The organism is Asanoa ishikariensis, from assembly GCF_900107455.1.
GTDB lineage: Bacteria > Actinomycetota > Actinomycetes > Mycobacteriales > Micromonosporaceae > Asanoa > Asanoa ishikariensis.
Genome location: NZ_FNQB01000003.1, coordinates 347,616 through 369,865, shown reverse-complemented (window position 1 = coordinate 369,865; position 22,250 = coordinate 347,616). Strand labels below are relative to the sequence as shown.

The 22,250-nt window shown below is 70.4% G+C and carries 20 protein-coding genes; 7 read left to right on the top strand and 13 right to left on the bottom strand.

Annotation, left to right across the window (positions count from 1 at the left end; all coding sequences use genetic code 11):
* Positions 1-214 precede the first annotated feature (214 nt).
* The gene (locus BLV39_RS25845) at positions 215-556 is read left to right on the top strand and encodes an RNA polymerase-binding protein RbpA (RefSeq protein WP_089243573.1); all 342 of its coding nucleotides are present in this window, start codon (positions 215-217) and stop codon (positions 554-556) included.
* 60 nt (positions 557-616) lie between these two features.
* Here the strand turns inward: BLV39_RS25845 and BLV39_RS25840 are convergent, their stop codons facing one another.
* The 9 genes from BLV39_RS25840 to kdd all read right to left on the bottom strand — a co-directional run bounded on the left by BLV39_RS25840 (position 617) and on the right by kdd (position 10,944).
* Positions 617-1,267 carry an FxsA family protein gene (locus BLV39_RS25840; protein WP_090798498.1) on the bottom strand — a complete coding sequence of 217 codons (651 nt, stop codon included), beginning with the start codon at positions 1,265-1,267 and terminating at the stop codon, positions 617-619.
* Between the two features lie 45 nt (positions 1,268-1,312).
* The gene (locus tag BLV39_RS25835; protein ID WP_090798496.1) at positions 1,313-2,110 is read right to left on the bottom strand and encodes a polyprenol monophosphomannose synthase; all 798 of its coding nucleotides are present in this window, start codon (positions 2,108-2,110) and stop codon (positions 1,313-1,315) included.
* A complete protein-coding gene (gene lnt / locus BLV39_RS25830; protein ID WP_090798493.1) occupies positions 2,107-3,780 on the bottom strand; it encodes an apolipoprotein N-acyltransferase in 1,674 nt (557 codons plus the stop codon). Before lnt ends, BLV39_RS25835 begins: the two co-directional genes overlap by 4 nt.
* A gap of 537 nt (positions 3,781-4,317) precedes the next feature.
* Positions 4,318-5,694 carry a glutamate mutase L gene (locus BLV39_RS25825; RefSeq protein WP_090798491.1) on the bottom strand — a complete coding sequence of 459 codons (1,377 nt, stop codon included), beginning with the start codon at positions 5,692-5,694 and terminating at the stop codon, positions 4,318-4,320.
* Complete coding sequence (gene kal / locus BLV39_RS25820; RefSeq protein ID WP_090798489.1) at positions 5,691-6,065, bottom strand: 3-aminobutyryl-CoA ammonia lyase; 375 nt, start codon at positions 6,063-6,065, stop codon at positions 5,691-5,693. Before kal ends, BLV39_RS25825 begins: the two co-directional genes overlap by 4 nt.
* A complete protein-coding gene (gene kamE / locus BLV39_RS25815; protein ID WP_090798487.1) occupies positions 6,062-6,793 on the bottom strand; it encodes a lysine 5,6-aminomutase subunit beta in 732 nt (243 codons plus the stop codon). The genes kal and kamE overlap by 4 nt, the downstream gene beginning before the upstream one ends.
* The gene (gene kamD / locus BLV39_RS25810) at positions 6,790-8,352 is read right to left on the bottom strand and encodes a lysine 5,6-aminomutase subunit alpha (protein WP_090798485.1); all 1,563 of its coding nucleotides are present in this window, start codon (positions 8,350-8,352) and stop codon (positions 6,790-6,792) included. Before kamD ends, kamE begins: the two co-directional genes overlap by 4 nt.
* 5 nt (positions 8,353-8,357) lie before the next feature.
* Positions 8,358-9,914 (bottom strand): amidohydrolase, encoded by a 1,557-nt coding sequence (locus BLV39_RS25805; RefSeq protein ID WP_090798483.1) that lies wholly within the window; start codon positions 9,912-9,914, stop codon positions 8,358-8,360.
* Between the two features lie 4 nt (positions 9,915-9,918).
* A complete protein-coding gene (gene kdd / locus BLV39_RS25800; protein WP_090798482.1) occupies positions 9,919-10,944 on the bottom strand; it encodes an L-erythro-3,5-diaminohexanoate dehydrogenase in 1,026 nt (341 codons plus the stop codon).
* Between the two features lie 127 nt (positions 10,945-11,071).
* Here kdd and BLV39_RS25795 point away from each other — a divergent pair, with 127 nt between their 5' ends.
* On the top strand, positions 11,072-12,469 hold the full coding sequence (locus BLV39_RS25795) for a KamA family radical SAM protein (protein WP_373315211.1): 1,398 nt from the start codon (positions 11,072-11,074) through the stop codon (positions 12,467-12,469).
* Positions 12,470-12,508: 39 nt separating this feature from the next.
* Here the strand turns inward: BLV39_RS25795 and BLV39_RS25790 are convergent, their stop codons facing one another.
* Positions 12,509-12,703, bottom strand: coding sequence for a CsbD family protein (locus BLV39_RS25790; protein ID WP_090800590.1), 195 nt, complete (start codon positions 12,701-12,703; stop codon positions 12,509-12,511).
* 75 nt (positions 12,704-12,778) lie between these two features.
* The gene (locus BLV39_RS25785; protein WP_176985078.1) at positions 12,779-13,189 is read right to left on the bottom strand and encodes an SRPBCC domain-containing protein; all 411 of its coding nucleotides are present in this window, start codon (positions 13,187-13,189) and stop codon (positions 12,779-12,781) included.
* A gap of 182 nt (positions 13,190-13,371) precedes the next feature.
* On the opposite strand from BLV39_RS25785, the gene BLV39_RS25780 reads away from it, so the two are divergent.
* The 4 genes from BLV39_RS25780 (at position 13,372) to BLV39_RS25765 (ending at position 17,659) form a co-directional block, all read left to right on the top strand.
* Positions 13,372-14,070 (top strand): NUDIX hydrolase, encoded by a 699-nt coding sequence (locus tag BLV39_RS25780; protein ID WP_090798478.1) that lies wholly within the window; start codon positions 13,372-13,374, stop codon positions 14,068-14,070.
* Between the two features lie 133 nt (positions 14,071-14,203).
* Entirely contained in the window at positions 14,204-14,767 is a 564-nt protein-coding gene (locus BLV39_RS25775) for a hypothetical protein (RefSeq protein WP_090798476.1), read from the top strand.
* Positions 14,768-14,822: 55 nt separating this feature from the next.
* Positions 14,823-16,766 carry a hypothetical protein gene (locus BLV39_RS25770; protein ID WP_090798474.1) on the top strand — a complete coding sequence of 648 codons (1,944 nt, stop codon included), beginning with the start codon at positions 14,823-14,825 and terminating at the stop codon, positions 16,764-16,766.
* Positions 16,767-16,774: 8 nt separating this feature from the next.
* A complete protein-coding gene (locus tag BLV39_RS25765; RefSeq protein WP_090798472.1) occupies positions 16,775-17,659 on the top strand; it encodes a 5'-methylthioadenosine/S-adenosylhomocysteine nucleosidase family protein in 885 nt (294 codons plus the stop codon).
* Here the strand turns inward: BLV39_RS25765 and BLV39_RS25760 are convergent.
* Positions 17,656-18,957 carry a chorismate-binding protein gene (locus tag BLV39_RS25760; protein WP_090798470.1) on the bottom strand — a complete coding sequence of 434 codons (1,302 nt, stop codon included), beginning with the start codon at positions 18,955-18,957 and terminating at the stop codon, positions 17,656-17,658. The two genes, BLV39_RS25765 and BLV39_RS25760, sit on opposite strands and share 4 nt — an antisense overlap.
* A 123-nt stretch (positions 18,958-19,080) precedes the next feature.
* On the opposite strand from BLV39_RS25760, the gene BLV39_RS25755 reads away from it, so the two are divergent.
* Complete coding sequence (locus BLV39_RS25755; protein WP_090798467.1) at positions 19,081-19,284, top strand: DUF5999 family protein; 204 nt, start codon at positions 19,081-19,083, stop codon at positions 19,282-19,284.
* Positions 19,285-19,394: 110 nt separating this feature from the next.
* Here BLV39_RS25755 and gcvP read toward each other — a convergent pair whose 3' ends face one another.
* Positions 19,395-22,250 (bottom strand): aminomethyl-transferring glycine dehydrogenase, encoded by a 2,856-nt coding sequence (gene gcvP / locus BLV39_RS25750; protein WP_090798465.1) that lies wholly within the window; start codon positions 22,248-22,250, stop codon positions 19,395-19,397.

Here is a 22,250-nt window from a genome sequence, read left to right as displayed (position 1 = left end):
CACCGCGTACATACCGGACACTAGGCGCCAGAAGTCCGAGGGCGCGCTGTTCTACAACCGCTCATGAACGCGCGTCTGCCGCTACGCTCTGACCGTTTACGACGACGTACCTTTGTAAGGAGCGAGACGCGCGTGAGTGCCGGGAATCCCCCGGCTTCTCCCGTCGTTGTTTCGTGTGGACTACTAGCAAGACGACCGAGGGGAAGAGCCGATCATGGGCGAGCGCATGCTGCGCGGCAGCCGTCTAGGCGCAGTCAGCTACGAATCCGACCGCAACACCGAGCTCGCCCCACGCCAGACCCGCGAGTACCTGTGCGCGAAGGGGCACCAGTTCGAGGTGCCGTTCGCAGTCGACGCCGAGGTCCCGATGACCTGGGAGTGCAAGTTCGACGGCAGCGTGGCCCGGCTGGTCGACGGCAGCGAGCCGGAGCAGAAGAAGGTCAAGCCGCCGCGTACGCACTGGGACATGCTCCTGGAGCGGCGTTCCATCGCTGAGCTCGAGGACATCCTGGCCGAGCGCCTGGAAGAGGTCCGGGCCCGGCGCGGCGGCAAGTAACCGCCTTAGCTGACGAGAAAGCCCCCGCACCCAACCGGTGCGGGGGCTTTCTTCACGCGTTCAGCGGCGGTGGCCGGGCTCGACGATCTCGCCTTCGACGACCTCGCCCTCGATCACGGGGCCAGGATCGCCGCTGGGACCAGGGTCGGGCGTCGTGGCATGGATCCGCGGGCCGGCCTCCGCCGGGCCCGTGACGGTGGGACCGGACGGCGCGGGGCCGGTGGTCGGCGGCTGCCCAGGACCAGCGGCGCCACCGCCGTCGTCGGGCGGACGGGGAGCGCCACGCTTGACGCGTACCCGCCGGGGTCCGAAAAGGTCACCGGCCTGCGCGGAGGACAGGCGCCGCTCGGTGGCCCGACGCACCACGAGCCGGGCGATCTGCCGCCCGGGCGGCAGCGCCAGCAGGATCCCCAGCGCGGCCGTGACCAGACCCGGGATCGCCAGCAGCACGCCGGCGAAGAGCCCGACGAGCCCGTCAGTGACCTGGGCGCCGGGTGGCTGGCCGGCGTCGGCGGCGGCCTTGAAGCCACGCCAGGCCCGCGTACCCTCCCGGCGCAGCAGCAACACGCCGGCGGCCGAGGCGACCAGCACCAGCAGGACCGAGAAGCCGAAGCCGATCAGGTGTGCGACCAGGATGAAGACGGCGATCTCGACCGCCGCTGTGAGCAAAATCGCCAGCGGCAGCCACCGGATCAGTCCTCGACGTCGCATCAATCCAGCATGACACGCGGGTGCACGGCCGGCGTCAGGGTCGCGTCAGGGTTTGTCCCCGGTGTCGCGGCGGCCGAACAGCGCGTCCCGGCGGGAACGCAGGCCCCACACGGTCACCCGCATCAGCGCCTCGCGGACGATCGACGAGCTCATCTTGCTCGCGCCCCGCTCGCGCTCGGCGAAGGTGATCGGCACTTCGACGATCCGGAAACCGGCCTTGTGCGTACGCCAGGTCAGCTCGACCTGGAACGAGTAGCCCTGCGACGACACCGACTCGAAGTCGATCTTCTCCAGGACCGGGACCTTGTAGACCCGGTAGCCGCCGGTCGCGTCGCCGTGCGGCATGCCCAGCGCGAGCCGCACGTACGTGTTGCCGACGCGGGAGATCACGAACCGGTGCCAGGGCCAGTTGACGACCTTGCCGCCGGGCGTCCAGCGCGAGCCGATCACGGCGTCGGCGGTGCGGGCGGCGTCGAGCAGGTGGGAGAGCTGCTCGGGGGCGTGCGAGCCGTCGGCGTCCATCTCGACGACGGCGTCGTAGCCGTGGTCGATGGCCCACCGGAAACCCTGCACGTAGGCGGCACCGAGGCCGGCCTTGCCGGGGCGGTGCAGCACGTGGATGTGGTCGTCGGCGGCCGCGAGCCGGTCGGCGATCTCGCCGGTCCCGTCGGGGCTGTTGTCGTCGGCTACCAGGATCTCGACGGCGGGTACCGCGCGCCGGATCCGGCCGGTGATGACCTCGAGGTTGTCGGCCTCGTTGTAGGTGGGCACCACGACGAGCACCCGTCCGACACCGGGGTAGCCCTCCGTCACGTCGCCAACCGGCGTGTTGCCCTCGCTCACCCTGCCTCCGTTCGCGACCCGTCGACCTCGTCCGGCGGCGTCGATGTGTGTGATGTTGCTGGTGCCAATGGTGCCGGATCCGGGTCTGTTCCGCCGGGTGTCCCGGGCACGGGCCGGCGGCGCCGGATCACGGCCGCGGCGACCAGCGTGGCCACCGCGAGCCCGGACAGCACCATCTCGGGCCAATAGCCCAACTGCGTAGCAAGCGTACGCGTTGCGCGTGGCGTCAGTTCGGCGACCACGACTCCTGGGGTGTTGAACCCCGTCTCCTGGTGCACGGTGCCGTCGGAGGACACGAAACCGGACACTCCGACCGTGGACGCCATCAGGGAGTCCCGGCCGTGCTCGACGGCCCGCAGCCGCACCATGGCGAGCTGCTGGCGGGCCTCGGACTCGTCGAACGTCGCGTTGTTGGTCTGCACGGCGAGGATCCCGCCGCCGGCGGTCACGGTGTCGCGGACGATGCCGTCGTAGGCGACCTCGAAGCAGATCACGTCGCCGATCGTGGCCGGACCCATGTCGAGCACGCCGGGCTTGTCACCGGCGACGAAGTCGGACCGGACCCGGTCGACCTCCTTGCTGACCATGCGGGCGATGTTGCGCAGCGGGATGTACTCGGCGAACGGGACCGGGTGCTGCTTGACGTACATCCGGGACTCGTCGGGGCCCTGCCCGGGCAGCCAGACGACACCGGCGTTGCGGACCTCGTTCTCACCGGGTCCGCGCAGCACCGCACCGACCAGGATCGGCGCCTTGATCGAGTCGGCGGCGCGGCTGATCGCGGCGGCCGCCTCCGGGTCCAGGAACGGGTCGACGTCGCTGGAGTTCTCCGGCCAGATGACCAGGTCGGGCTGCTGCTCCTGCCCGGTGGCCACCCGCCCGGCGAGCTCGACGGTGCCGGTGACGTGGTTGTTCAGCACGGCGCGGCGCTGGGCGTTGAAGTCGAGGCCGAGGCGCGGCACGTTGCCCTGCACGATCGCGACCCGCACCGGTTTGTCTCCGGCGCCGCCGCCGACCGGGACCAGGAGGCCGACCACCGCGACGGCGACCGCTCCGGCGCCGAGCAGCACGCTGGGCAGGCCCTTGCGGCGCCACACCGCGGCGACGAGCAGGCCGCCGGCGAGCGCGACGACGAACGTGACGAGGGGTGCGCCGCCGAGGGCCGCGAACCGCAGCGTGGGCGCGTCACCCTGACTGAACGCCAGCCGGCCCCACGGGAAGCCGCCGAACGGGAGCCGGTCGCGGGCCGCCTCCTGACCGACCCAGAGCAGCCCGGTCAGCAGGGGCCAGGTCCAGCGGTGGCGGTCGACGAGCGGGCTCGCGTACGCGGCCAGGGCGCCGAGCAGCGCGATGAACAGCGACTCGGCGACGAACAGCAGGATCCACGGCAGCATGCCGGTGTGCAGGTTGGTCCACTCGAGCAGCGGGCCGAAGAACACCAGCCCGGCGAGCAGGCCCAGGCCGGCGCCGGCCCGGGCGCGGCGGCGGTGGACCGCGGCGGCGAGCAGGGCGACGGAGACGGGTGCGAGCCACCACAGGTCGTAGCGGGGGAACGCCAGCAACTGGGTCAGGCCCGCCGCGAGCGCCATCGGCAGCGCGACCTTGGCCGGCAGCGGCCGCGGGGCCGGCGGCACGACCGTCTCGGGCGCCACCTCGACCATGGTCACCATCGCTCACCCATGCCGGGAAGGGTACGGCAGCCCTTAACCAAGATCACGAGCTGTGCCGGGAACGGCGGTGCCGGCACAGAAATCGGGGCGTGATCTCGCGATCACGCCCCGATGCTCCCAGGCCCATCCCCGGCCGGTGCGGCAAAGGCTTTCCGCGTGACCTTCGTTCCGACCTGACGACGGTTGGATACCCCCGCCGGGCCGTTGTCTACTGGCCGCGCCTACCCCCTTGCCCGTACACCGGAATCGGCGTTCCGTCATTCGTGGCGGCTCGGTGCGCCGCCCCGCGCCGGCCGTCCCTCGACCCGCTGGACCTGGCCGCCGCAGGCGCCGGACGGTCGCGGACCACCGGCCCCGCTCGGCCAGCGGGAATGAGGGAAGAGCGAACGACAGATCGCTTCCCGTTGTAGGACTCAACGAAGGTACGCGGCGGACCGGGGTCCGTGTCAACCGTTGTGAGATAGCGGATTCCGCGTTCCGGCGTGTCGCCGTCGGCGTGTTGGGATTGGGGCTCGATCGGCGTCGGCGGATGCCCGATCATGCCCCGCGCAGGTGCCGATCGAGGAGCGCCCGTGCGGCGTTCGGATGGTCCGCGGCGAGCAGCCCGGCCGCGGCCAGCACATAGGACGTGTCGACCACCGGGTGCGCGGCCCGCGGCACCGGCCACCCGCCCGCGTAGTCCGTCAGGACCGCGTCGAGCACCTCCTTGGCCTCCCCCGGGTCGGCGTGCCGGAGCACCCCACCGGACCCGACCAGGAGCCGCACGTCCCGCAGGTCCCGGGCGACCCGGCCGGCTGGCCCCCGGGCGTGGCGCCGGACCGCGACGGTGGCGGCCAGGGCCGCGATGCGGCGGTCCATGGCCCGCTCCGCGTCGCTGTCGGGCACGAACCCGGGCGTGCCGGCCCGCATCGCGGCCGCCGTCTCCAGCGCGGCCAACTCGCCAGCGTCGCCCTCCTCGGCCCCGGCGTTAGTAAGGGTCCCTTGCGCTGCGGAATGCGTTAACAAGGGACCGTTGCTTAGCAGGCGCTCCGCGGTGGCGGCGGCGACGACGTCCGGGGCCGTCCAGCGCATTCCCAGGTCGCCCTCGACCGTGCGGGAGCGCCACAGCGTGCCGGCCACGTCGTCGGTGCGGCCGTCGGGGGTCAGGACCGAGTAGACGTCCGTGGTGGCGCCGCCGACGTCGACGACCAGCAGGTCGCCGCCCAGGTGGTCGGCCAGGGTCTCCACACCGGTGAGCACCGCGTCCGGGGTGGCCGCCCGGACCAGCGACGGGAACCGCCGGCCCTTGGAGAGCCGCTTGCCGCCGATCACGTGCGACAGGAACACCTCACGGATCGCCGCGCGGGCCGGCGAGGGCTCCAGCACGCCGATGCGGGGCAGAACGTTGCCGGTCGCGGTGACGGGTACCCCGGCGGCCGCCAGCACCGCTGTCAGCTCCTCACGGGCGTCCGCGTTGCCGGCCAGGACGACCGGCACCCGCCAGCGCGCCCGGGCCAGCCGCCGCGCGTTGTGCGCCAACACGGCCGCGTCGCCGCCGTCGGTGCCGCCGACCAGCAGCACCACGTCCGGCCTGGACGCCCGAAGCTCCGCGAGGGAATCCAGCGGCCCCGCCGAGACGTGCACGACCCGGGCACCCGCGGACAGGCCGACCCGGTGCCCCGCCTGCGCCGTGACGAGCGCTTCGTAGCCGACCACGGCCAATCGCAGGCCACCACCGGCCGACGAGCACACGTACCAACGCTCTGGCGGGACGGTGACCCCGGTCGCGGCAGCGGCGGCGTCCAGGCCGTGCAGCACGTCGGTGGCCGCCGTCGTCGGGTGGTCGGCCGCCGCGACGACCGCGCCCTTATCGAGGTCGACCACCACGACCTTCGTGTACGTCGACCCGACGTCGGCGCACAGCGCCAGGTTCACGGCTTCGGCGGGACGACCACCGTGCCGATCGCGGTCGTCGCCACGATCGGCGGGTCGAGGACCTCGGCCGCGGACTCGCTGTGGTGCGGCTTGGCCCGGCAGACCACCCGGCACTCGAACTCGATCACCCGGCTGCGGTTGCCGACGTCGACCACCCGCGCCTCGATGTCGAGGATGTCGCCGGCCCGGACCGGCGCCCGGAACTGGATGTCCTGGTAGGACGCGAACAGGCCCTCGTCGCCGTCCATCTGGATGCACACCTCGGTGGCGACGTCACCGAAGAGCCCGATGACGTAGGCGCCGTCGACGAGGTTGCCGCCGTAGTGGGCGTGCGAGTACGGCACGTACCGCCGATGCTTGACAGTGATCATGGCTGCACCAGCTCGTGCACCAGGTAGGAGGCCACCTCGCCCGGTGTCGTACCCCGTCCGAAGATCCGGTCCACGCCCAACTCTCCCGCCATCGACTCGTCGAACCTCGGCCCGCCGACCACCAGCAACGGCCGCTTGTCGGCCGGCAGCGCCTCCCGGAACGCCGCCGACATCTCCCGGGTGTTGTGCAGGTGCGCGTCCCGCTGGGTGACGACCTGCGACACCAGCACCGCGTCGGCCCGCTCCCGCTGCGCCGCCGCGACCAGCTCCGGCACGGTCACCTGGGCGCCCAGGTTCGTCACCTTCAACTCCCGGTAGTACTCCAGACCCTTCTCGCCGGCGATGCCCTTGACGTTGAGGATCGCGTCGATGCCGACGGTGTGCGCGTCGGTGCCGATGCACGCGCCGACCACGGACAGCTTGCGCCGCAGCCCCCGCTTCACCAGCGCGTTGACCTCCTTGGCCGACAACAGCGGGAAGTCCCGCTCGACGACCTCGACCTTGGAGGTGTCGACGAGGTGGTTGACCCGCCCGTACACGACGAAGAAGGTGAACCCGTCACCCATTTGCTTGGCGTGCACCAGCATCGCCGGGTCCATGCCCATCTTGCCGGCGAGCTGCAGCGCCGCACCCTCGGCCCGCTTGTCGTGGGCGATCGGCAGCGTGAACGACAGCTGCACCATCCCGTCGCCGGTGGTGTCGCCGTAGGGCCGCACGATGTCGCTCACGACGCCTCCAGCAGCTCGGTCGCCGGGTTGAAGTAGTCGTCGGCGTGCTTGGCCACCCCGGCCAGGCCCTTGCCGCGGTCCGCGGGGCGCTTCATGATCCCGAAGGTGCCCTCGGCGATCGCCTGAAGGAGGGTGTCGCCCTCGATCTTCTCCAGCAACCGCACCGCCTCGGCCAGGACCAGGTTCGCGCGCTGCTGGATGAAGCCGCCCGGCGCCGGCACGAAGTCCTCGTGTAGGCCGCCGGCCGCGCCGAGCACGTAGCGGACGTTCTGCAGGGCGATGTCGCGGTCCGACAGCCACGGCGTCACGACCGCCTCGGTCATCATGCCGACCAGCAGGATGCCCTGGCCCGTCATCGCGCCGGCCAGGTTGAAGAAGCCGTCGAGCAGGTTGCCGCGGAACACGTCGCCGGTCATGTGCTTGGTCGGCGGCATCCACTTCAGCGGCGCGTCCGGGAACAGCTCCCGGGCCAGCAGCGCGTGCGCGAGCTCCAGCCGGAACGACTCCGGCACCTCCGGGTTGATCTCGAACGCGTGGCCGAGCCCGAGCTGCCAGTTCGCCAGGCCCGCCTCGTGCGCGAAGAACTCGTTGAGCAACTGCGACACCGTCACCGTGTGCGCCTCGTCGACCGCGTCCGCCGTCGTCAGGTAGTTGTCCTCGCCGGTGTTGATGATGATGCCGGCGCGGGCGTGCACCTGCCGCGAGAACCGCTGGTCGACGAACGTGCGGATCGGATTGATGTCGCGGAACAGGATCCCGTACATCGAGTCGTTCAGCATCATGTCGAGGCGCTCGAGGCCCGCCAGGGTCGCCATCTCCGGCATGCACAGACCCGACGCGTAGTTCGTCAGCCGCACGTACCGCTTCAGCTCCCGCGACGACTCGTCGAGGGCCGCCCGCATCAGGCGGAAGTTCTCCTGCGTCGCGTACGTGCCGGCGAAGCCCTCCCGGGTCGGTCCCTCGGGCACGTAGTCCAGCAGCGACTGTCCCGTCGAGCGGATCACCGCGATCACGTCGGCGCCCGCCCGCGCCGCCGCCTGCGCCTGCGGGATGTCCTCGTAGATGTCGCCCGTCGCGACGATCAGGTAGATCCACGGCCGCTGCTTCGGGTCGCCGAACCGCTTGATCAGCCGGTCACGTTCGGCCCGCCGCCGGTCGATGGCCTTCAGGCCCGCTCCAGTCGCCTTGCTGGCCACCTTGCGGGCCGCCGTGGCCGCCTTCCCGGTGGGTACGCCGAACCGGACGCTGCCCGCCGCCGCCTTCTGTGCCAGCAGCGTCAGGTCACCCGCCGGCAGGCCCTCCCGCGCGAGCGCGTCGAAGACCGGCAGCGCCACCCCGTGCTCCAGACCGACCTCGTCGACCACCGCGTCGACGAGGCGGTTGACCCACGGGATCCCGTCAGGGTCGGCACCGGTCACCCCGGCCAGCCGCAGCACCGCCCGCTCCACCGACACCGTCGTGTGGCTGCGGGCCAGGTCCACGACCGGTTGACCGGCCCGGCGGGCCAGCTCCCGGGCCCGGGACACGAGCGCCGGGTCGAGATCCAGCTTCGCCATCACTTCACTCATTCCTTGAAGACCGTCACTCCGCGTACGACTGTGCGCAGCGCCCGGGGAAGAGGGGTCGGGTCGTCCGGACCGCGCTCCTCCGGGTTGGTGGACACCAGGTTCGGCAGGCCGCCCGTCACACCCGCCGGGGTCTGCCACACCGCGAACGTGGCCGGCGCGCCCTTGGCCAGCACGCCCTCACTGTCGCGGTGGATCGAGCGCCAGGCGCCCTTGGTGTGCGACGCGAACGCCGACCGCAGCGCCATCCGGTGCGCCGGGTTGAAGTGCGACACCGCGGCGCGCACCGAACCCCACGGGTCCAGCGGCGTCACCGGCGAGTCCGAGCCGAACGCCAGCAGCACACCGACGCCGTGCATCGCACCCATCGGGTTCGACTCCATCGACCGGGTCACGCCCAGGCGCTGCGCGTACATCTGGCGCGGTCCGCCCCACAGCCGGTCGAAGGCCGGCTGCATGCTCGCCGTCAGGTTCAGCTCGACGAACGCCGCGATCATCGCCTTGTCGACGAGCTCCGCGTGCTCGACCCGGTGCCGGGCCTGCCGGACCGCGTCGAGGCCGAGCACCTTCGCCGCTCCCGCCAGGCCCTCCAGGACGTCGTGCAGCGCCGCGTCGCCGATCGCGTGGAAACCGCCCTGGGTGCCGTGCGCGTGGCAGTCCAGGATGTGGTCGCGGGCCTGGTCCGCCGACACGTAGGAGAAGCCGCAACCGCCACCGCCCAGGAACGGCTCCCGCAGGTACGCGGTCCGCGAGCCGAGCGCGCCGTCGGCGTACAGGTCGCCGCCCGCACCGACCGCGCCCAGCTCCTTGGCCTTCGCGGCGGCCATCAGCTCGCCCCACCAGCCGTACACCTCGGGCAGCCCGTGCTCCGGGCCCGCGAGGGCGAGCAGGCCGGTGAAGTCGGCCTCGTTCGACGTGCCGGGGCCGCCACACTCGTGCAGGGCGCCTATGCCGAGCTGCGCGGCCCTTCTCAGCGCCGTCCGCTGCGCGTGTTCCCGCTGGGCCGTGCTGATGGAGCCGAGCGCGACCTCGCGTACCGCGTGATGGGCTTCCTCCCGCACCCAACCGGTGTCAGAGAAGCCCGGCTCCTGTGTTGCCCGGGGTGCCGCTTGGAGCAGGGCGGTCGAGGCCAGGGCGCTGTGCACCGACGCCTGCGTCAGGTAGACCCGGCGGCCGCCCGCCACCCGGTCCAGGTCGGCTGCGGTCGGGGGGACCTGCGCCGGCCACTTCGACTCGTCCCAGCCGTGGCCCATGACGAGCCCGTCGGACGGCTGCGTGGTCGCGTAGAGGGCCACCGCGTCCAGCAGCTCACCGGCCGACGCCGCCGCGCTCAGGTCCAACCCGCCCAGCACCAGGCCGGTGTCGGTGGCGTGCACGTGCGCGTCGACGAACGCCGGCGTGACCAGGGCGCCGCCGAGGTCGACGGTGACATCCGCCTTCGGCGCGTCCGCGTCGGGACCCAACCAGGCGATCCGGCCGTCCTGTACGAGCAGGGCGGTCGCCTTCGGCTCGGCCGGCGCGTAGAGGGCGCCACCCGTGTAGAGCGTCGATTCCATGGGCTCAGTCTGCCCGCAGGCGCGCGTCGAAGAGGTTCCGAACGCCGGGCTCGGTGCGCAGCAGGTTCAGCGCGAACTCGGCATGCCCCGGCACGTACCCGTTGCCGACCAGCATGGTCACGTCGGCCGCCAGGCCCTCGGCGCCCAGCGCCGCGGCGGCGAAGCTCGTCGCCATCGAGAAGAAGATCACTGTGCCGCCGTCGTCGGTCCCGAGGATCGCGCCGTGCTCGCAGCCCGGCACGTCAACACAGACCACGGTGACGTCCGCGGGCTTGCCCAGCGCGCGGGTGACGGCCTCGGCCAGCTTGACCGGGTCGCGGGCGTCGGCGATGGCGACGGTGTCGGCCAGGCCGGCCGCGTGGAGTCGCTGTGCTTCCGCCTCCGTCGGCACGATGCCGACCGTGCGACGCGCGCCGGCGCGCCGGGCGGCCGCGAGCGCGAGCGAACCGCTCTTGCCCGCACCACCGAGCACCGCCACCGTGTCGCCGGCTTGGACCACCCTCGCTGTCAGCGCCGGCGCGCCGCACACGTCGAGCACCGCGAGAGCGAGCGCGGCGGGCAGGTCGTCAGGGAGCTTGGCCACGATCGAACGCGCGAACAGGATCGCGTGGCCCTCGGCGGGGACCTGCTCGCTGTTGCCGTCCCAGCTCTTGAGCCCGTCGGTGAGCCGCAGCGGGGTCAGCGTCAGCGACACGAGCGTGGCCACCCGGTCACCCGGCGTGAGGCCGAGGGGAGAGCGGACGCCCACCGCCTCGACGACACCGATCAGCATCCCGCCCGAACCCGTGACCGGATTGTGCATTTTGCCCCGGCCGTCCACGATGCTCAGCACCTCGGTGCGCACCGCCTCGCCGTCGCCACCGTGCTTCTCCCGCAACTGTCGGTAGCTGGCCGCGTCGAGATTGAGCCTTTCTACCCGAATCCGCACCTCGTTCGGCCCGATTTCGGGACGATTGTCCACACGCCACGCTGCCTGGGGCAGCACGCCCGCCGGTTCGACGACGCGGTGCAGACCGACGGGTGAGGTCACGGGACGACTCCTTGATCAAATCGGTGCGGCAGGAAAACTTACGGCAGAATAGTTTGTAGACAAAAGATTTTCCAGTAGCCTTCGCTCGCTGCGGTATACCCCACCGCCGGGAAAGAGGAGGAACCACGTGACCGTCGACCTCGGCTCGCGGACCCCCGAAGCGATACCCACCGCGGCGGGCGCCGCGGCCGCCGGCCAGCCGTACGAATACCGACGGCGCCCCCTGGTCGAACCCGACTGGACCCGTTTCCCCGGCTGGCGGCACATCACCCGCGACCAGTGGGAGTCCGCGCAGTGGCAACGCGTCAACTGCGTCAAGAACGTCAAACAACTCCAGGCCGTCCTCGGCGACCTGGTCGGCGAGACGTTCTACAAGGACCTGATCGAGGACCAGAAGGCCCTCGCCACCATGTCCATGCTCGTACCGCCGCAAATGATCAACACGATGATGCCCACCGGCCAGATGGACACCGAGGCGTTCTACCTCGACCCGATCCGGCGCTACATGATCCCGGTCGCCTCCGACCGGCGCACCGACTGGCCGTCCCACCCTTATGCCTCCCGGGACTCGCTGCACGAGCACGACATGTGGGTCGCCGAGGGCCTCACCCACCGGTACCCGACCAAGGTGCTCGCCGAGCTCCTCTCGACGTGCCCGCAGTACTGCGGCCACTGCACCCGGATGGACCTCGTCGGCAACTCCACGCCCGCCGTGGAGAAGCTCAAGCTGACGCTGAAGCCGGTCGACCGCTACGACGCCCACATCGCCTATCTGAAGGCGCATCCCGGCGTACGTGACGTCGTCGTCTCCGGCGGAGACGTCGCCAACGTGCCGTGGCGCAACCTCGAGTCGTACCTGATGAGCCTGCTCTCGATCGAGACCGTCCGGGACATCCGGCTGGCCACCAAAGCGCTCATGGGGCTGCCGCAGCACTGGCTCCAGCCCGACGTGGTCGAGGGCCTGGAGCGGGTCGCCCGCACCGCCTCCCGCCGCGGCGTCAACCTGGCCATCCACACGCACGTCAACCACGCGCAGTCGCTGACTCCGCTGGTGGCGCGCGCCGCGCAGACCGCACTGGAAGTCGGCGTCCGCGACGTACGCAACCAGGGCGTGCTGATGCGCGGTGTCAACGCCACCACCGCCGACCTGCTCGACCTCTGCTTCGCGCTGCAGGGGGAGGCCGGGATCCTGCCGTACTACTTCTACATGTGCGACATGATCCCGAACGCCGAGCACTGGCGGGTGCCGGTGTGGCAGGCCCACCAGCTCCAGCACGACGTGATGGGCTACCTGCCCGGGTACGCGACCCCGCGGATCGTCTGCGACGTGCCGTTCGTGGGGAAGCGGTGGGTGCACATGCTCACCGAGTACGACCGCGAGCGCGGCATCTCGTACTGGACCAAGAACTACCGCACCTCCATCGAGGCCGCCGACGGCGAGGCGTTGACGAAGCGCTTCCCGTACTACGACCCGATCGACACGCTCCCCAAGTCCGGCCAGGACTGGTGGGCGACGCAGGCATGACAATGGGGGCCCCGGTTCGGGGCCCCCATTGTTTTCTCGCTACTTGTTGAACGCGTCCTTGATATCGCGCCCGGCGTCCTTGACGTGCTCGCCGGCCTGCTTGGCGTGCGCCTCGGTCTGGTCGACCTGGCCCTCAGCCTGAAGCTGCTCGTTGTCGGTCGCGTCGCCGTACTTCTCCTTGGCGCCGCCCTTGATTTCCTCGACCTTGTTGCGCACCTTGTCGGTGAAGCTCATCGTCACTCCAGTCGCCGAAATTTGTTTCCCCCGGACAACTGTGAGAGTTCCCTGACGGCTTTGACCCGAAACCCGTTATCGCTGAGCCCGCACAACCTCGGCAAGCCGCGGCAGGAAGAACTCCCAACCATCGCGATGACTGACGGCGTCGTCCCGATCGATCCGGCTGGCGTGGTCGTACTCGCCGTGGTTCAGTCGTAGGACGGCACCCGGGTCGACGGTCACGTCCACCCGGCGGCGGGGCAGTTCGGGCGCATGGTCCCAGGCCCAGGAAAAACCGAACCGCCCGGCGTCGGGGTCGAGCTCGGTGATGACGCCGCGCATGGTCTGGTCGAGGCGGTCGAAATACGCGACGTACTGGCCGCCTACCTCTTCCTCGACGGTGAGCTGGGTGCCGCCCCACCAGCGGTTGACCGCAGCGGGGTCGAGAAAGGCACCGACCACGTCGGCCGGTGACGCACCCGGCACGTCCAACGTGATCCGCAACCAGGAATCCGCATCACTCGGCATCGAAACGCGCACGGCCGACCCTCTCCCCCGTCGTTGCTTTCACCAATGTTGCCAGCCGGCGCACACCCTGTAGAGCATCCTAGGATGATAGGGTCTGATCCATTCCTTACGCCGACGGTGCACTTCATGTCAGAGTGACATCTCGCTATGCTCCGGGCATGGCGCGTGACCACGCTGTCCTCCGCCTCGCGGTGGATCTGAGCATCCTGACCGTCCGCGACGGTCGGCTTCACGTGCTCGTGGTCAAGCGGGGCAACGAGCCTTTCGTTGGCCATCTGGCGCTTCCCGGCGGCTTCCTGAGGCCGGACGAGGAACCCCTCGCGGCGGCGGTGCGGGAGTTGGGCGAGGAGACCAGTCTCGACGGTCTGCGGCTGCATCTGGAACAGCTGCCGATCTTCGGTGCCCCCGATCGTGACCCGCGCGGGCGGGTAGTCAGCGTCCCCTACCTCGCGATCGCCCCCGACCTGCCGGTGCCGACAGCGGGCTCGGACGCGACCAGCGCCCATTGGTCACCGGTGGCCTCGATTCTGGATGACGCCACGCTGGCCTTCGACCACTGCGACATCCTGGACCTCGCCGTTGAACGTGCTCGCGCCAGCCTGGAGACCACCACCGTGGCGGCGATGTTCTGCGGTGAGCAATTCACGATGGGCGAGCTGCGGGGCGTCTACGAGGCGGTCTGGGGTGTCGCGCTGGACCCGCGAAACTTCAGTCGCAAGGTCACGAAAACCCAAGGCTTCGTCGAGCCGGTGGGTAGCCGCCGGACGGACGGGGTCGGGCGGCCTGCCGCCCTCTACCGCCGTGGCCCGATCCGGCGGCTCAACCCGGCGATGCTCCGTTCCTCGATGGACTCCTGACGCGGCAGTACCGCGGTCCCGGATCACGGCGCCGGAGAAATCGACGGGTTTCTTAATTGTCATATTGACATGAACGAGCCGTTGTTCGTACCGTCGGGATAGGAAGTCGTCGCTGCCCTCGGATGGAGGGATCATGCGCAACCCTGGATGCCTGCACGTGCCCGACGACCGTGCCGAGCTGGTGATCATCGAGTATCAACAGCTAAAAGAAGAGCAGCGACAACGGATCACGAGCCGAGACCATCTCGTCTACGCGGCACTGGCGACTGCGGGGGCGGTCGGCGGCGCCGCCCTGCAGGCTGGCGCCCGCACGATCCTGCTACTGGTCCCCGTCGTGTCCGTGGTCCTCGGCTGGACGTACGTGAGCACCGACCGCAAGGTCACGCAGATCGGGCGCCATATCGAACACGTGCTCGCACCTCGGCTGACGCCGACGACCGGAACCTTCACCTGGGAAGCGGCTCATCGGTGCCGGCCAGGCTACCGCCTGCACAAGCGCATTCAGGTGATCGTCTCGCTGCTGACGTTCTGCGGGCCAGCCGTCGCGGCAGTGGTGGCGAACTCGGACAGCGCATTCTCCTCTCTCCCGATCCTCGTCCTCGCGACGGTGGGACTGCTCGCTACCGCGGTTCTCGCTCACCAACTCGCCAGCAACACGGACGCAGAGCCTTCGCAACCCCGGGCGCCATTCGAATAGCGGCGTCGCTCGACGCGTACGACCTGCCCCATGTCCTCGATCGAGAGGCGAGTCAATGCTGGACTCGAACGCGGTGGGCTGGCGCGAGCGCCAGTCCCATCGCCTGCACCTGTGGCTGTCCGGCCTCACCCGGTTCGTCGGCCGACCCCATGTTGGCAACGGTCGTTCCCGGTTCGGCGGGCCCAGCCGCTCAAGTCGTGACGGGGGCGTGTTCACGCACACCCCGCTGCTGCTCGGTGCCGCCCCCAACGCCGCAGTCCCGCTCAACCACCCGACGAAAACGTTGTGCGCACTCGTCTATACCGACGACCGGCTCCGCGACCTGGTACGCGAACACTTCACCGATCGGCAGCACCAGTCATGGGCACCCTGCTACGCGATCGATCTGGTGGCGCTGCTCCGACACGCGGCGCTCGCCGACCGCCTCTACGCGATCCGGGACTGGGTGATCACCACGTTCCAGTTGCTGGTCATGATCATTGTCAGCGTGGCCGTCTTCGGCCCGCGCCCGCAGGGGCTGGCAGCAGTCGGCGCGGCCTTCGTGGCAATCGCGGTCGCGCGGATCTCCATGGTCCGCGCGAAGATGACCACACGCCGGGCCTACGACGCGGTCAAGCAACGATGGATGAAGTCCGGCGGAAATATGAGGCTCGTGGCGACAGCGGTCGTAGGCCTGGCGTTGGCCGCCGTCGTGTTGACGCCGACGGGCCGCGGATGCGGCCTAGTCGTCATCGTGGGTATGGTCGCCAGCTGGCTGGTCGCGGTCGTGGTCGCCGTCGCGGCCCGGCTCCTGGCCGTGCGGGTCAAGGTCGGCAAATTGACCCGTGCTCCCGCCCTGGCGGCCGGATTCGAGCGACGTGCACGGTCGACCGGGTCCGCCAACCTGCTGATCTACGCCCGTGATCGGGCCAAGGGTCCACGGTCCCCGCTCGGTCCGTTCGTCGGAGCCGGTCATCAGCTCGCCACGTGGCGCACGCCTCTGGTCGACACGAAGCGGGCGCGATCCGACGACGCGATCCCCCACGAGCCGAAGCCGGTCAACCTCGGAAGCCTCTACGACCATCTGAGAACTGGCATCGGCACCAGCGATGTCACCGTCAACGCCCGGGTCCGCCTCTACGTGGACGGACGGTCGCTCACGGACTCCCCCGAACGCGGACCCGGCGCCGCTGCGGAAATCTCCACCGAGAACCTGCTTGAGGCGTCACCGGCGGGCCCGCCTCGTTCGGTCATCGACCAGAGTCTGATCGACCAGGGAATCCGCACACCCACCGACTACCAGCGGGCGTACCTCTGCTTCGAGATGATCGATCGGGATGGCCACGTCGTCGTGACCACCTTCGTACGCGCCGTGCTTCTCGACGACTACCTCCACCTTGAGGTCGCCACCCACGCTCTGCCTGAGGTCATCGGGCGCGGCGAGGACGAGGCCGACGCTCTCGACCGTCTGCTTCGACGGGCGACCGGATTCGACTCGGCGGATAGTGCCGATCAGGGTCAGGAGAAGGAGCTGATCCCGACGCTGGAGGCGGCGGTTGGTCGGGGGCTGGCCGTGGGAACACGCACCTATTGGCCGACCACGTTCGGCGCTATGGCACGGGCGACCTGGTCCGCCGTCCGGCCGCTGGTGCGAGTCCTGCGCGGTTGGCATCACTCATATCGGCGACGCCGCGGCGCAACCTTTGACTTCGGCGCTCAACTGTCGTTCCGCGAAGCGCTCGCCCTCGGTCAACACATGCACGTCATCGCCCTCGGCGACACCCTGGACCGGGTGATTCGCCTCAACCGACGGTTAACCCAGTCGATGGCGGAGTTCCTGATCGCGCACGACATCAGCTCCGCCGACTTCCTCGCCAAGGTCGAAACCGTGATCAACAACGTGCAGAACAACTATCTGAACGACGTCACGGCCGGAGCGATCAGCTTCGGCTCGGGTCCCTCCACCGGCACCGCCCACACCTCGGGCGGCACCCCTCCGGCCTCGCAGTCAGCCTCGTAGGAGTCGTCATGGCGCACCAGCACAACAAACTCGAACACGTCACCGCAGGAGCGATCGGATTTGGTAGCGGAAGCACGACTGGATCGGTCACCGTCACGCAGCCGGCTCGGCAAGGGCCGCGCCGAGACGGCGGAACCCTGATCGTCGTCGTCGAGGCCGTCGAGTTCAACGCCGTCGTCGATGCGGTGGCCGCGGTCAACGCCAGACCTACGTTCACGCCAAGGTTCCTGCGGGGCCAGACGGTATTCGAGCTCGGCATCATCAGCCGGACCGAGCTCTTTCTCGCGCGAGTCGGCCCGGGCGGCGAGACGCCACATTCGGCAGGTCCTAGCGTCGCGGAGCTGATCGCTGACCTGGCGCCGGCTCACGTCATCCTGACCGGGATCTGCTACGGCCTCAAAGAGGACGACGCCAAGGAACCGCAGCGGATCGGCGACGTGGTGGTGGCGGACCAGGTACGCCTGATCGCCCATCGAAAGATGGCGCAGGACGCCGGTCGCACTGAGGTCCGCAGGCTCACCCGCGGTGGCGAGGTCCATCCCTCACACAAGCTTCTCGACCGGTTCCGCACGGCGAGTGTCGGATGGACGCGGTCGCGGGTGCGCTTCGGCCCGGTCGTCACCGAGAGCGTTCTGGTCAACTCGTTCGCCTACCGGGAGGAGATCCGCGCGGTCGCCCCTGAGGCGATCGCCGGCGAGATGGAAGGACGAGCGGTCTACACGGCGGCGGTCCGCAACAAGATCGATTGGATTCTCGTAAAGGGGATCTGCGACTGGGGCCACGACAAGCAGGACAGTGACCAGACCCGCGCCGCCGAAAACGCCGCAGCCCTGGTTGTACGCGTCGTCGAAATGGGCGGCCTGGACGCCGTCACACCGCCTAGGGCGTCCTAGGAAGATGCGAGTAGACGGCGGATGGGGGCCGCTTTCGCAGCCGCTTCCTCGACCTCCGCGTTCGGGTCGCTGTCCCAGGTGATGCCTCCGCCCGCCCACAGGTGCAGGCGGTCCGCGTCTGCCGCCGCCGTGCGGATCGTCAGGCCCAGGTCCAGGTCGCCCGAGGCGTCGATCCAGCCCAAGGCCCCCATGCTCGGACCCCGGCCGACCGGCTCCAGCGCGGCGATCTCCGCGAGGGCAGCCAGCTTCGGGGCGCCGGTGACCGACCCGCCCGGGCACGTCGCGCGCAGCAGGTCGGCCAGGCCCATGCCGTCCGCGAGCTCGGCCGATACCACCGACTCCGCCTGCCACAGGTCGACCCAGCGCCGGATCGCGAACAGTTCGTCGACGCGGACCGAGCCCGTCCGCGCCACCCGGGCCAGGTCGTTGCGCTCCAGGTCCACGATCATGATGTGCTCGGCCCGCTCCTTGGCCGACGAGAGCAGCTCGCGCCGCCCCGCCGCCGTCGCCGGGCGGGTGCCTTTGATCGGACGGGTCACGACGCGGCCGCCCGAGACCGAGATCAGGGTCTCCGGTGACGCACAGCCCACCGCCCAGCCCGCCCCGGTGAGCACACCGCCGTAGCGGGCGCCTGCGAGGGCACCCAGCCGGGCCAGCGCCGGCAATGGGTCCCCCACGTACGGCGCAGACGCGTGGCCTACGACGTTGACCACGTAGACGTCTCCCCGGCCGATCGCCGCGCGGACCGCGGAGACCGCCGCCGCGTGCTCCGCCGGCGTCCAGCTCGGGGTCCACTCCCCCAGGTGCCATGCCGATTTCCCACCTGGCGGACGCGCGTCAGATTCTTTCGGAGTTATCGGCGCCAGAGCGGGCAAGTGACCATGTGTGGGGACGAGATGGCCGTCCGTATCCGCAGGCGCATCATCCGCGACGGTGTGCTCGTATATCACGGCAACGAGGTCCGGGACTGCCGGCGCCGGAGTGGCGCGGGCCACAGGTCCACCTCGGAGCATGGCGGCTCCGCCCGCTGCGGAGATCAAAACAGCAGCGCCACAAAGAGATCCGGCCTGGCTTTTGGCTACGGAGCGTGACAGGCTTCGGGAAGACAGGGACCGCACGTTCAGTCCGTCGGCGACAAGGAAATCTTCGAGATGCTGAGCCGGATCGCCACCGTCCGTAGAGCGCCACTCCCATCTGGAGCGCTCTCTTATACGGAGCGTGCACAAATGCCCGCGACCAGGCAATCCGGCAGAAAGACCTGGAAGCGTTCCCACGCCGACCGGCCCATGGTTACTCATACGAAGGGTGGATTCTTTCGTGTTTGGGCCGCTACTTGCTCGTAGGTGCCCCCGTTGAGGGAGTAGCCTCCGTCACTGGTCATGTGAACCATGACACAGCACCCCCATCGTCCGGAGAACCCGATGTGCCAGCACCAACCGCACTGCCCCACCGCTGAAGCGATGGACCGCGACGCCGCCAGGGCTGTGGCTGCTTTCCCGGAGCAGGGCTGGAGCCTGCTCTGCAACGGCGTCATCCTCTTCGAGGACACTGGCGAGCTCCTGCCCGACGGCAGCAGCATCGCCCCCCACCGCGGGCCCGCCCGCCACGCCGTCCTCGCGGCCTAGATCGTAAGCCGCCGGCCTGGGGGAACCCAGCCGGTTCCCCCATCCGAGCACCGTCGCTCACCTCACCCCCGCCCCGCCCGGCCCCCGCGGACCAAGGGTGAAGCGCGCCCTTATTCGAACGCCTCCGGCGGCGGGCACGCGCAGACCAGGTTGCGGTCGCCGAACGCACCGTCGATCCGGCGGACCGGCGCCCAGTACTTGCCGACCCGAGAGACACCGAACGGATAAGCCGCCACCGAGCGCGGGTACGCGTGCGACCACTCGTCGCCCGACACCATCGACGCCGTGTGCGGCGCGTTGGCGAGCGGGTTGTCGTCGCGGGGCCACGTACCCGAACCGACGCTCTCGATCTCGCCCCGGATGGCGATCATCGCGTCGCAGAACCGGTCGAGCTCCGCCAGGTCCTCGCTCTCGGTCGGCTCCACCATCAGCGTCCCGGCGACGGGGAACGACATCGTCGGCGCGTGGAAGCCGTAGTCGATCAGCCGCTTGGCGACGTCGTCCACCGTGACACCGGTGGCCTTGGTCAGCGGCCGCAGGTCGAGAATGCACTCGTGGGCCACCAGGCCCTTGTTGCCGCTGTAGAGCACCGGGTAGTGCTCCCGCAGCCGCGCCGCCACGTAGTTGGCCGCCAGCACCGCCGCGCCGGTCGCCCGGGTCAGGCCCTCGGCGCCCATCATCCGCAGGTACGCCCACGGGATCGGCAGGATGCCCGCCGAACCGTGCCGTGCCGCTGACACCGCCGCCCCACCGGCCGTGCCGCCGGCGCGGGCCGAGTGCGAGGTGCGGGACGCCGTCGCGCCCAGCGGGTCGCCGGGCAGGAACGGGGCCAGGTGACCGCGTACGCCGATCGGGCCGACACCCGGACCGCCGCCGCCGTGCGGGATGCAGAACGTCTTGTGCAGGTTCAGGTGCGACACGTCGGCGCCGAACCGGCCGGGCTTGGCGAAGCCGACCAGCGCGTTGAGGTTGGCGCCGTCGACGTAGACCTGGCCGCCCGCGTCGTGCACCTTCGCGCACAGGGAGGCGATCCCGGTCTCGTAGACGCCGTGCGTCGACGGGTAGGTGACCATGATCGCGGCCAGCCGGGAGGCGTGCTGCTCGATCTTGGCGTCGAGGTCGACCAGGTCGACGTTGCCGTTCTCGTCGCAGGCCACCACGACCACCCGCATGCCGGCCATCACCGCGGACGCGGCGTTGGTGCCGTGCGCCGACGACGGGATCAGGCAGACGTCGCGGTCGTGGCCGCCGCGCGAGCGGTGGTAGCCGCGGATCGCCAGCAGGCCGGCCAGCTCACCCTGCGAACCGGCGTTGGGCTGCACCGAGACCGCGTCGTAGCCGGTCACCTCGGCCAGCCAGCTCTCCAGCGACGTGATCAGCTCGCGGTAACCGGAGGTCTGCGCGGCCGGCGCGTGCGGGTGGATGTTGGCGAACTCCGGCCAGCTGATCGGCTCCATCTCGGTGGTCGCGTTGAGCTTCATCGTGCAGGAGCCCAGCGGGATCATGCCGCGGTCCAGCGCGTAGTCGAGGTCGGAGAGCCGGCGCAGGTAGCGCAGCATCGCCGTCTCCGACCGGTGGGCGTGGAACACCGGGTGGGTCAGGAAGTCGGAGGTACGCGCGAGCGCGTCCGGCAGGGCCGCTTCAACGGCACCGGTGTACGCGGGTACGCCGAACGCCTTCCAGACCAGGACCAGGTGCGCGTCGGTCGTGGTCTCGTCGCACGCGATGCCGACCCGGTCGGCGTCGACCTGGCGCAGGTTGACGCCCTGCGCGGCCGCGGCGGCCACGACGGCGGCAGCCCGACCCGGCACCGAGACGGTCACGGTGTCGAAGAACGCCTCCGATGAGACCGTCACCCCGCCGGCCCGCAGACCGGCGGCCAGCTTGGCGGCGCGCGCGTGGGTGCGCCGGGCGATGTCCCGCAGCCCGTCGGGGCCGTGGTAGACCGCGTACATGCTGGCGATCACGGCCAGCAGCACCTGCGCGGTGCAGATGTTGCTGGTCGCCTTCTCGCGGCGGATGTGCTGCTCGCGGGTCTGGAGCGCGAGCCGGTAAGCCGGTGCGCCGTCAGCGTCGCGGGAGACTCCGACCAGCCGGCCGGGCAACGTCCGCTCGAGACCCTTGCGGACCGCGAGGTAGCCGGCGTGCGGGCCACCGAAGCCCATGGGCACACCGAAGCGCTGGGTCGTGCCGGCGGCGATGTCGGCCCCGATCTCGCCCGGCGACCGCAGCAGGGTCAGCGCCAGCAGGTCGGCCGCGACGGTGACCAGCGCGCCGACCTCGTGGGCGGCGGTGACCAGGTCGGCGTGGTCCAGGACGACGCCGGACGCACCCGGGTACTGCAGGTGGAGCCCGAAGAAGTCCGCGGGCAGCGCGGACGCGCCGGCGGACAGGTCGCGCACCTGGACGATGATGCCCAGCGGCTCGGCCCGCCCCTCGATCACGGCCAGGGTCTGCGGCAACGTGTCGGCGTCGACGACGTACACGGGCGATCCGCTCTTGGACGAGCGGCGGGCCAGCGTCATCGCCTCGGCGGCCGCGGTGCCCTCGTCGAGCATCGACGAGTTGGCCGTGGTCAGACCGGTCAGGTCGGCGATCATCGTCTGGAAGTTGAGCAGCGCCTCGAGCCGGCCCTGGCTGATCTCCGGCTGGTACGGCGTGTAGGCCGTGTACCAGGCGGGGCTCTCCAGCACGTTGCGGCGGATCACGGCCGGCGTGTGGGTGCCGTAGTAGCCGAGGCCGATCATCGAGACGTTGACGGTGTTGCGGTCGGCGAGAGCGCGGAGCTCGGCGATCACCTCGGCCTCGGACGCGGCCGGCGGCAGGTTGAGCCCGCCGTGCCAGCGGATCACCTCGGGGATCGCGGCGTCCATCAACTCATCGACGGTGCCGTAGCCGACCTGGTCGAGCATCCGGCGTTCGCTGTCGCGGTCCGGCCCGATGTGGCGGTCTGCGAACGTGTTCAT

Coding starts and splice junctions, on each gene's coding strand:
- BLV39_RS25760 (WP_090798470.1), bottom strand. CDS start 18,957: ATGAGTAACCATGGGCCGGTCGGCGTGGGAACGCTTCCAGGTCTTTCT.
- BLV39_RS25790 (WP_090800590.1), bottom strand. CDS start 12,703: ATGAGCTTCACCGACAAGGTGCGCAACAAGGTCGAGGAAATCAAGGGC.
- lnt (WP_090798493.1), bottom strand. CDS start 3,780: ATGGTGACCATGGTCGAGGTGGCGCCCGAGACGGTCGTGCCGCCGGCC.
- BLV39_RS25840 (WP_090798498.1), bottom strand. CDS start 1,267: ATGCGACGTCGAGGACTGATCCGGTGGCTGCCGCTGGCGATTTTGCTC.
- BLV39_RS25755 (WP_090798467.1), top strand. CDS start 19,081: ATGTGCCAGCACCAACCGCACTGCCCCACCGCTGAAGCGATGGACCGC.
- BLV39_RS25805 (WP_090798483.1), bottom strand. CDS start 9,914: ATGGAATCGACGCTCTACACGGGTGGCGCCCTCTACGCGCCGGCCGAG.
- BLV39_RS25765 (WP_090798472.1), top strand. CDS start 16,775: ATGGCGCACCAGCACAACAAACTCGAACACGTCACCGCAGGAGCGATC.
- BLV39_RS25780 (WP_090798478.1), top strand. CDS start 13,372: ATGGCGCGTGACCACGCTGTCCTCCGCCTCGCGGTGGATCTGAGCATC.
- BLV39_RS25775 (WP_090798476.1), top strand. CDS start 14,204: ATGCGCAACCCTGGATGCCTGCACGTGCCCGACGACCGTGCCGAGCTG.
- BLV39_RS25770 (WP_090798474.1), top strand. CDS start 14,823: ATGCTGGACTCGAACGCGGTGGGCTGGCGCGAGCGCCAGTCCCATCGC.
- BLV39_RS25845 (WP_089243573.1), top strand. CDS start 215: ATGGGCGAGCGCATGCTGCGCGGCAGCCGTCTAGGCGCAGTCAGCTAC.
- kal (WP_090798489.1), bottom strand. CDS start 6,065: ATGATCACTGTCAAGCATCGGCGGTACGTGCCGTACTCGCACGCCCAC.
- gcvP (WP_090798465.1), bottom strand. CDS start 22,250: ATGAACACGTTCGCAGACCGCCACATCGGGCCGGACCGCGACAGCGAA.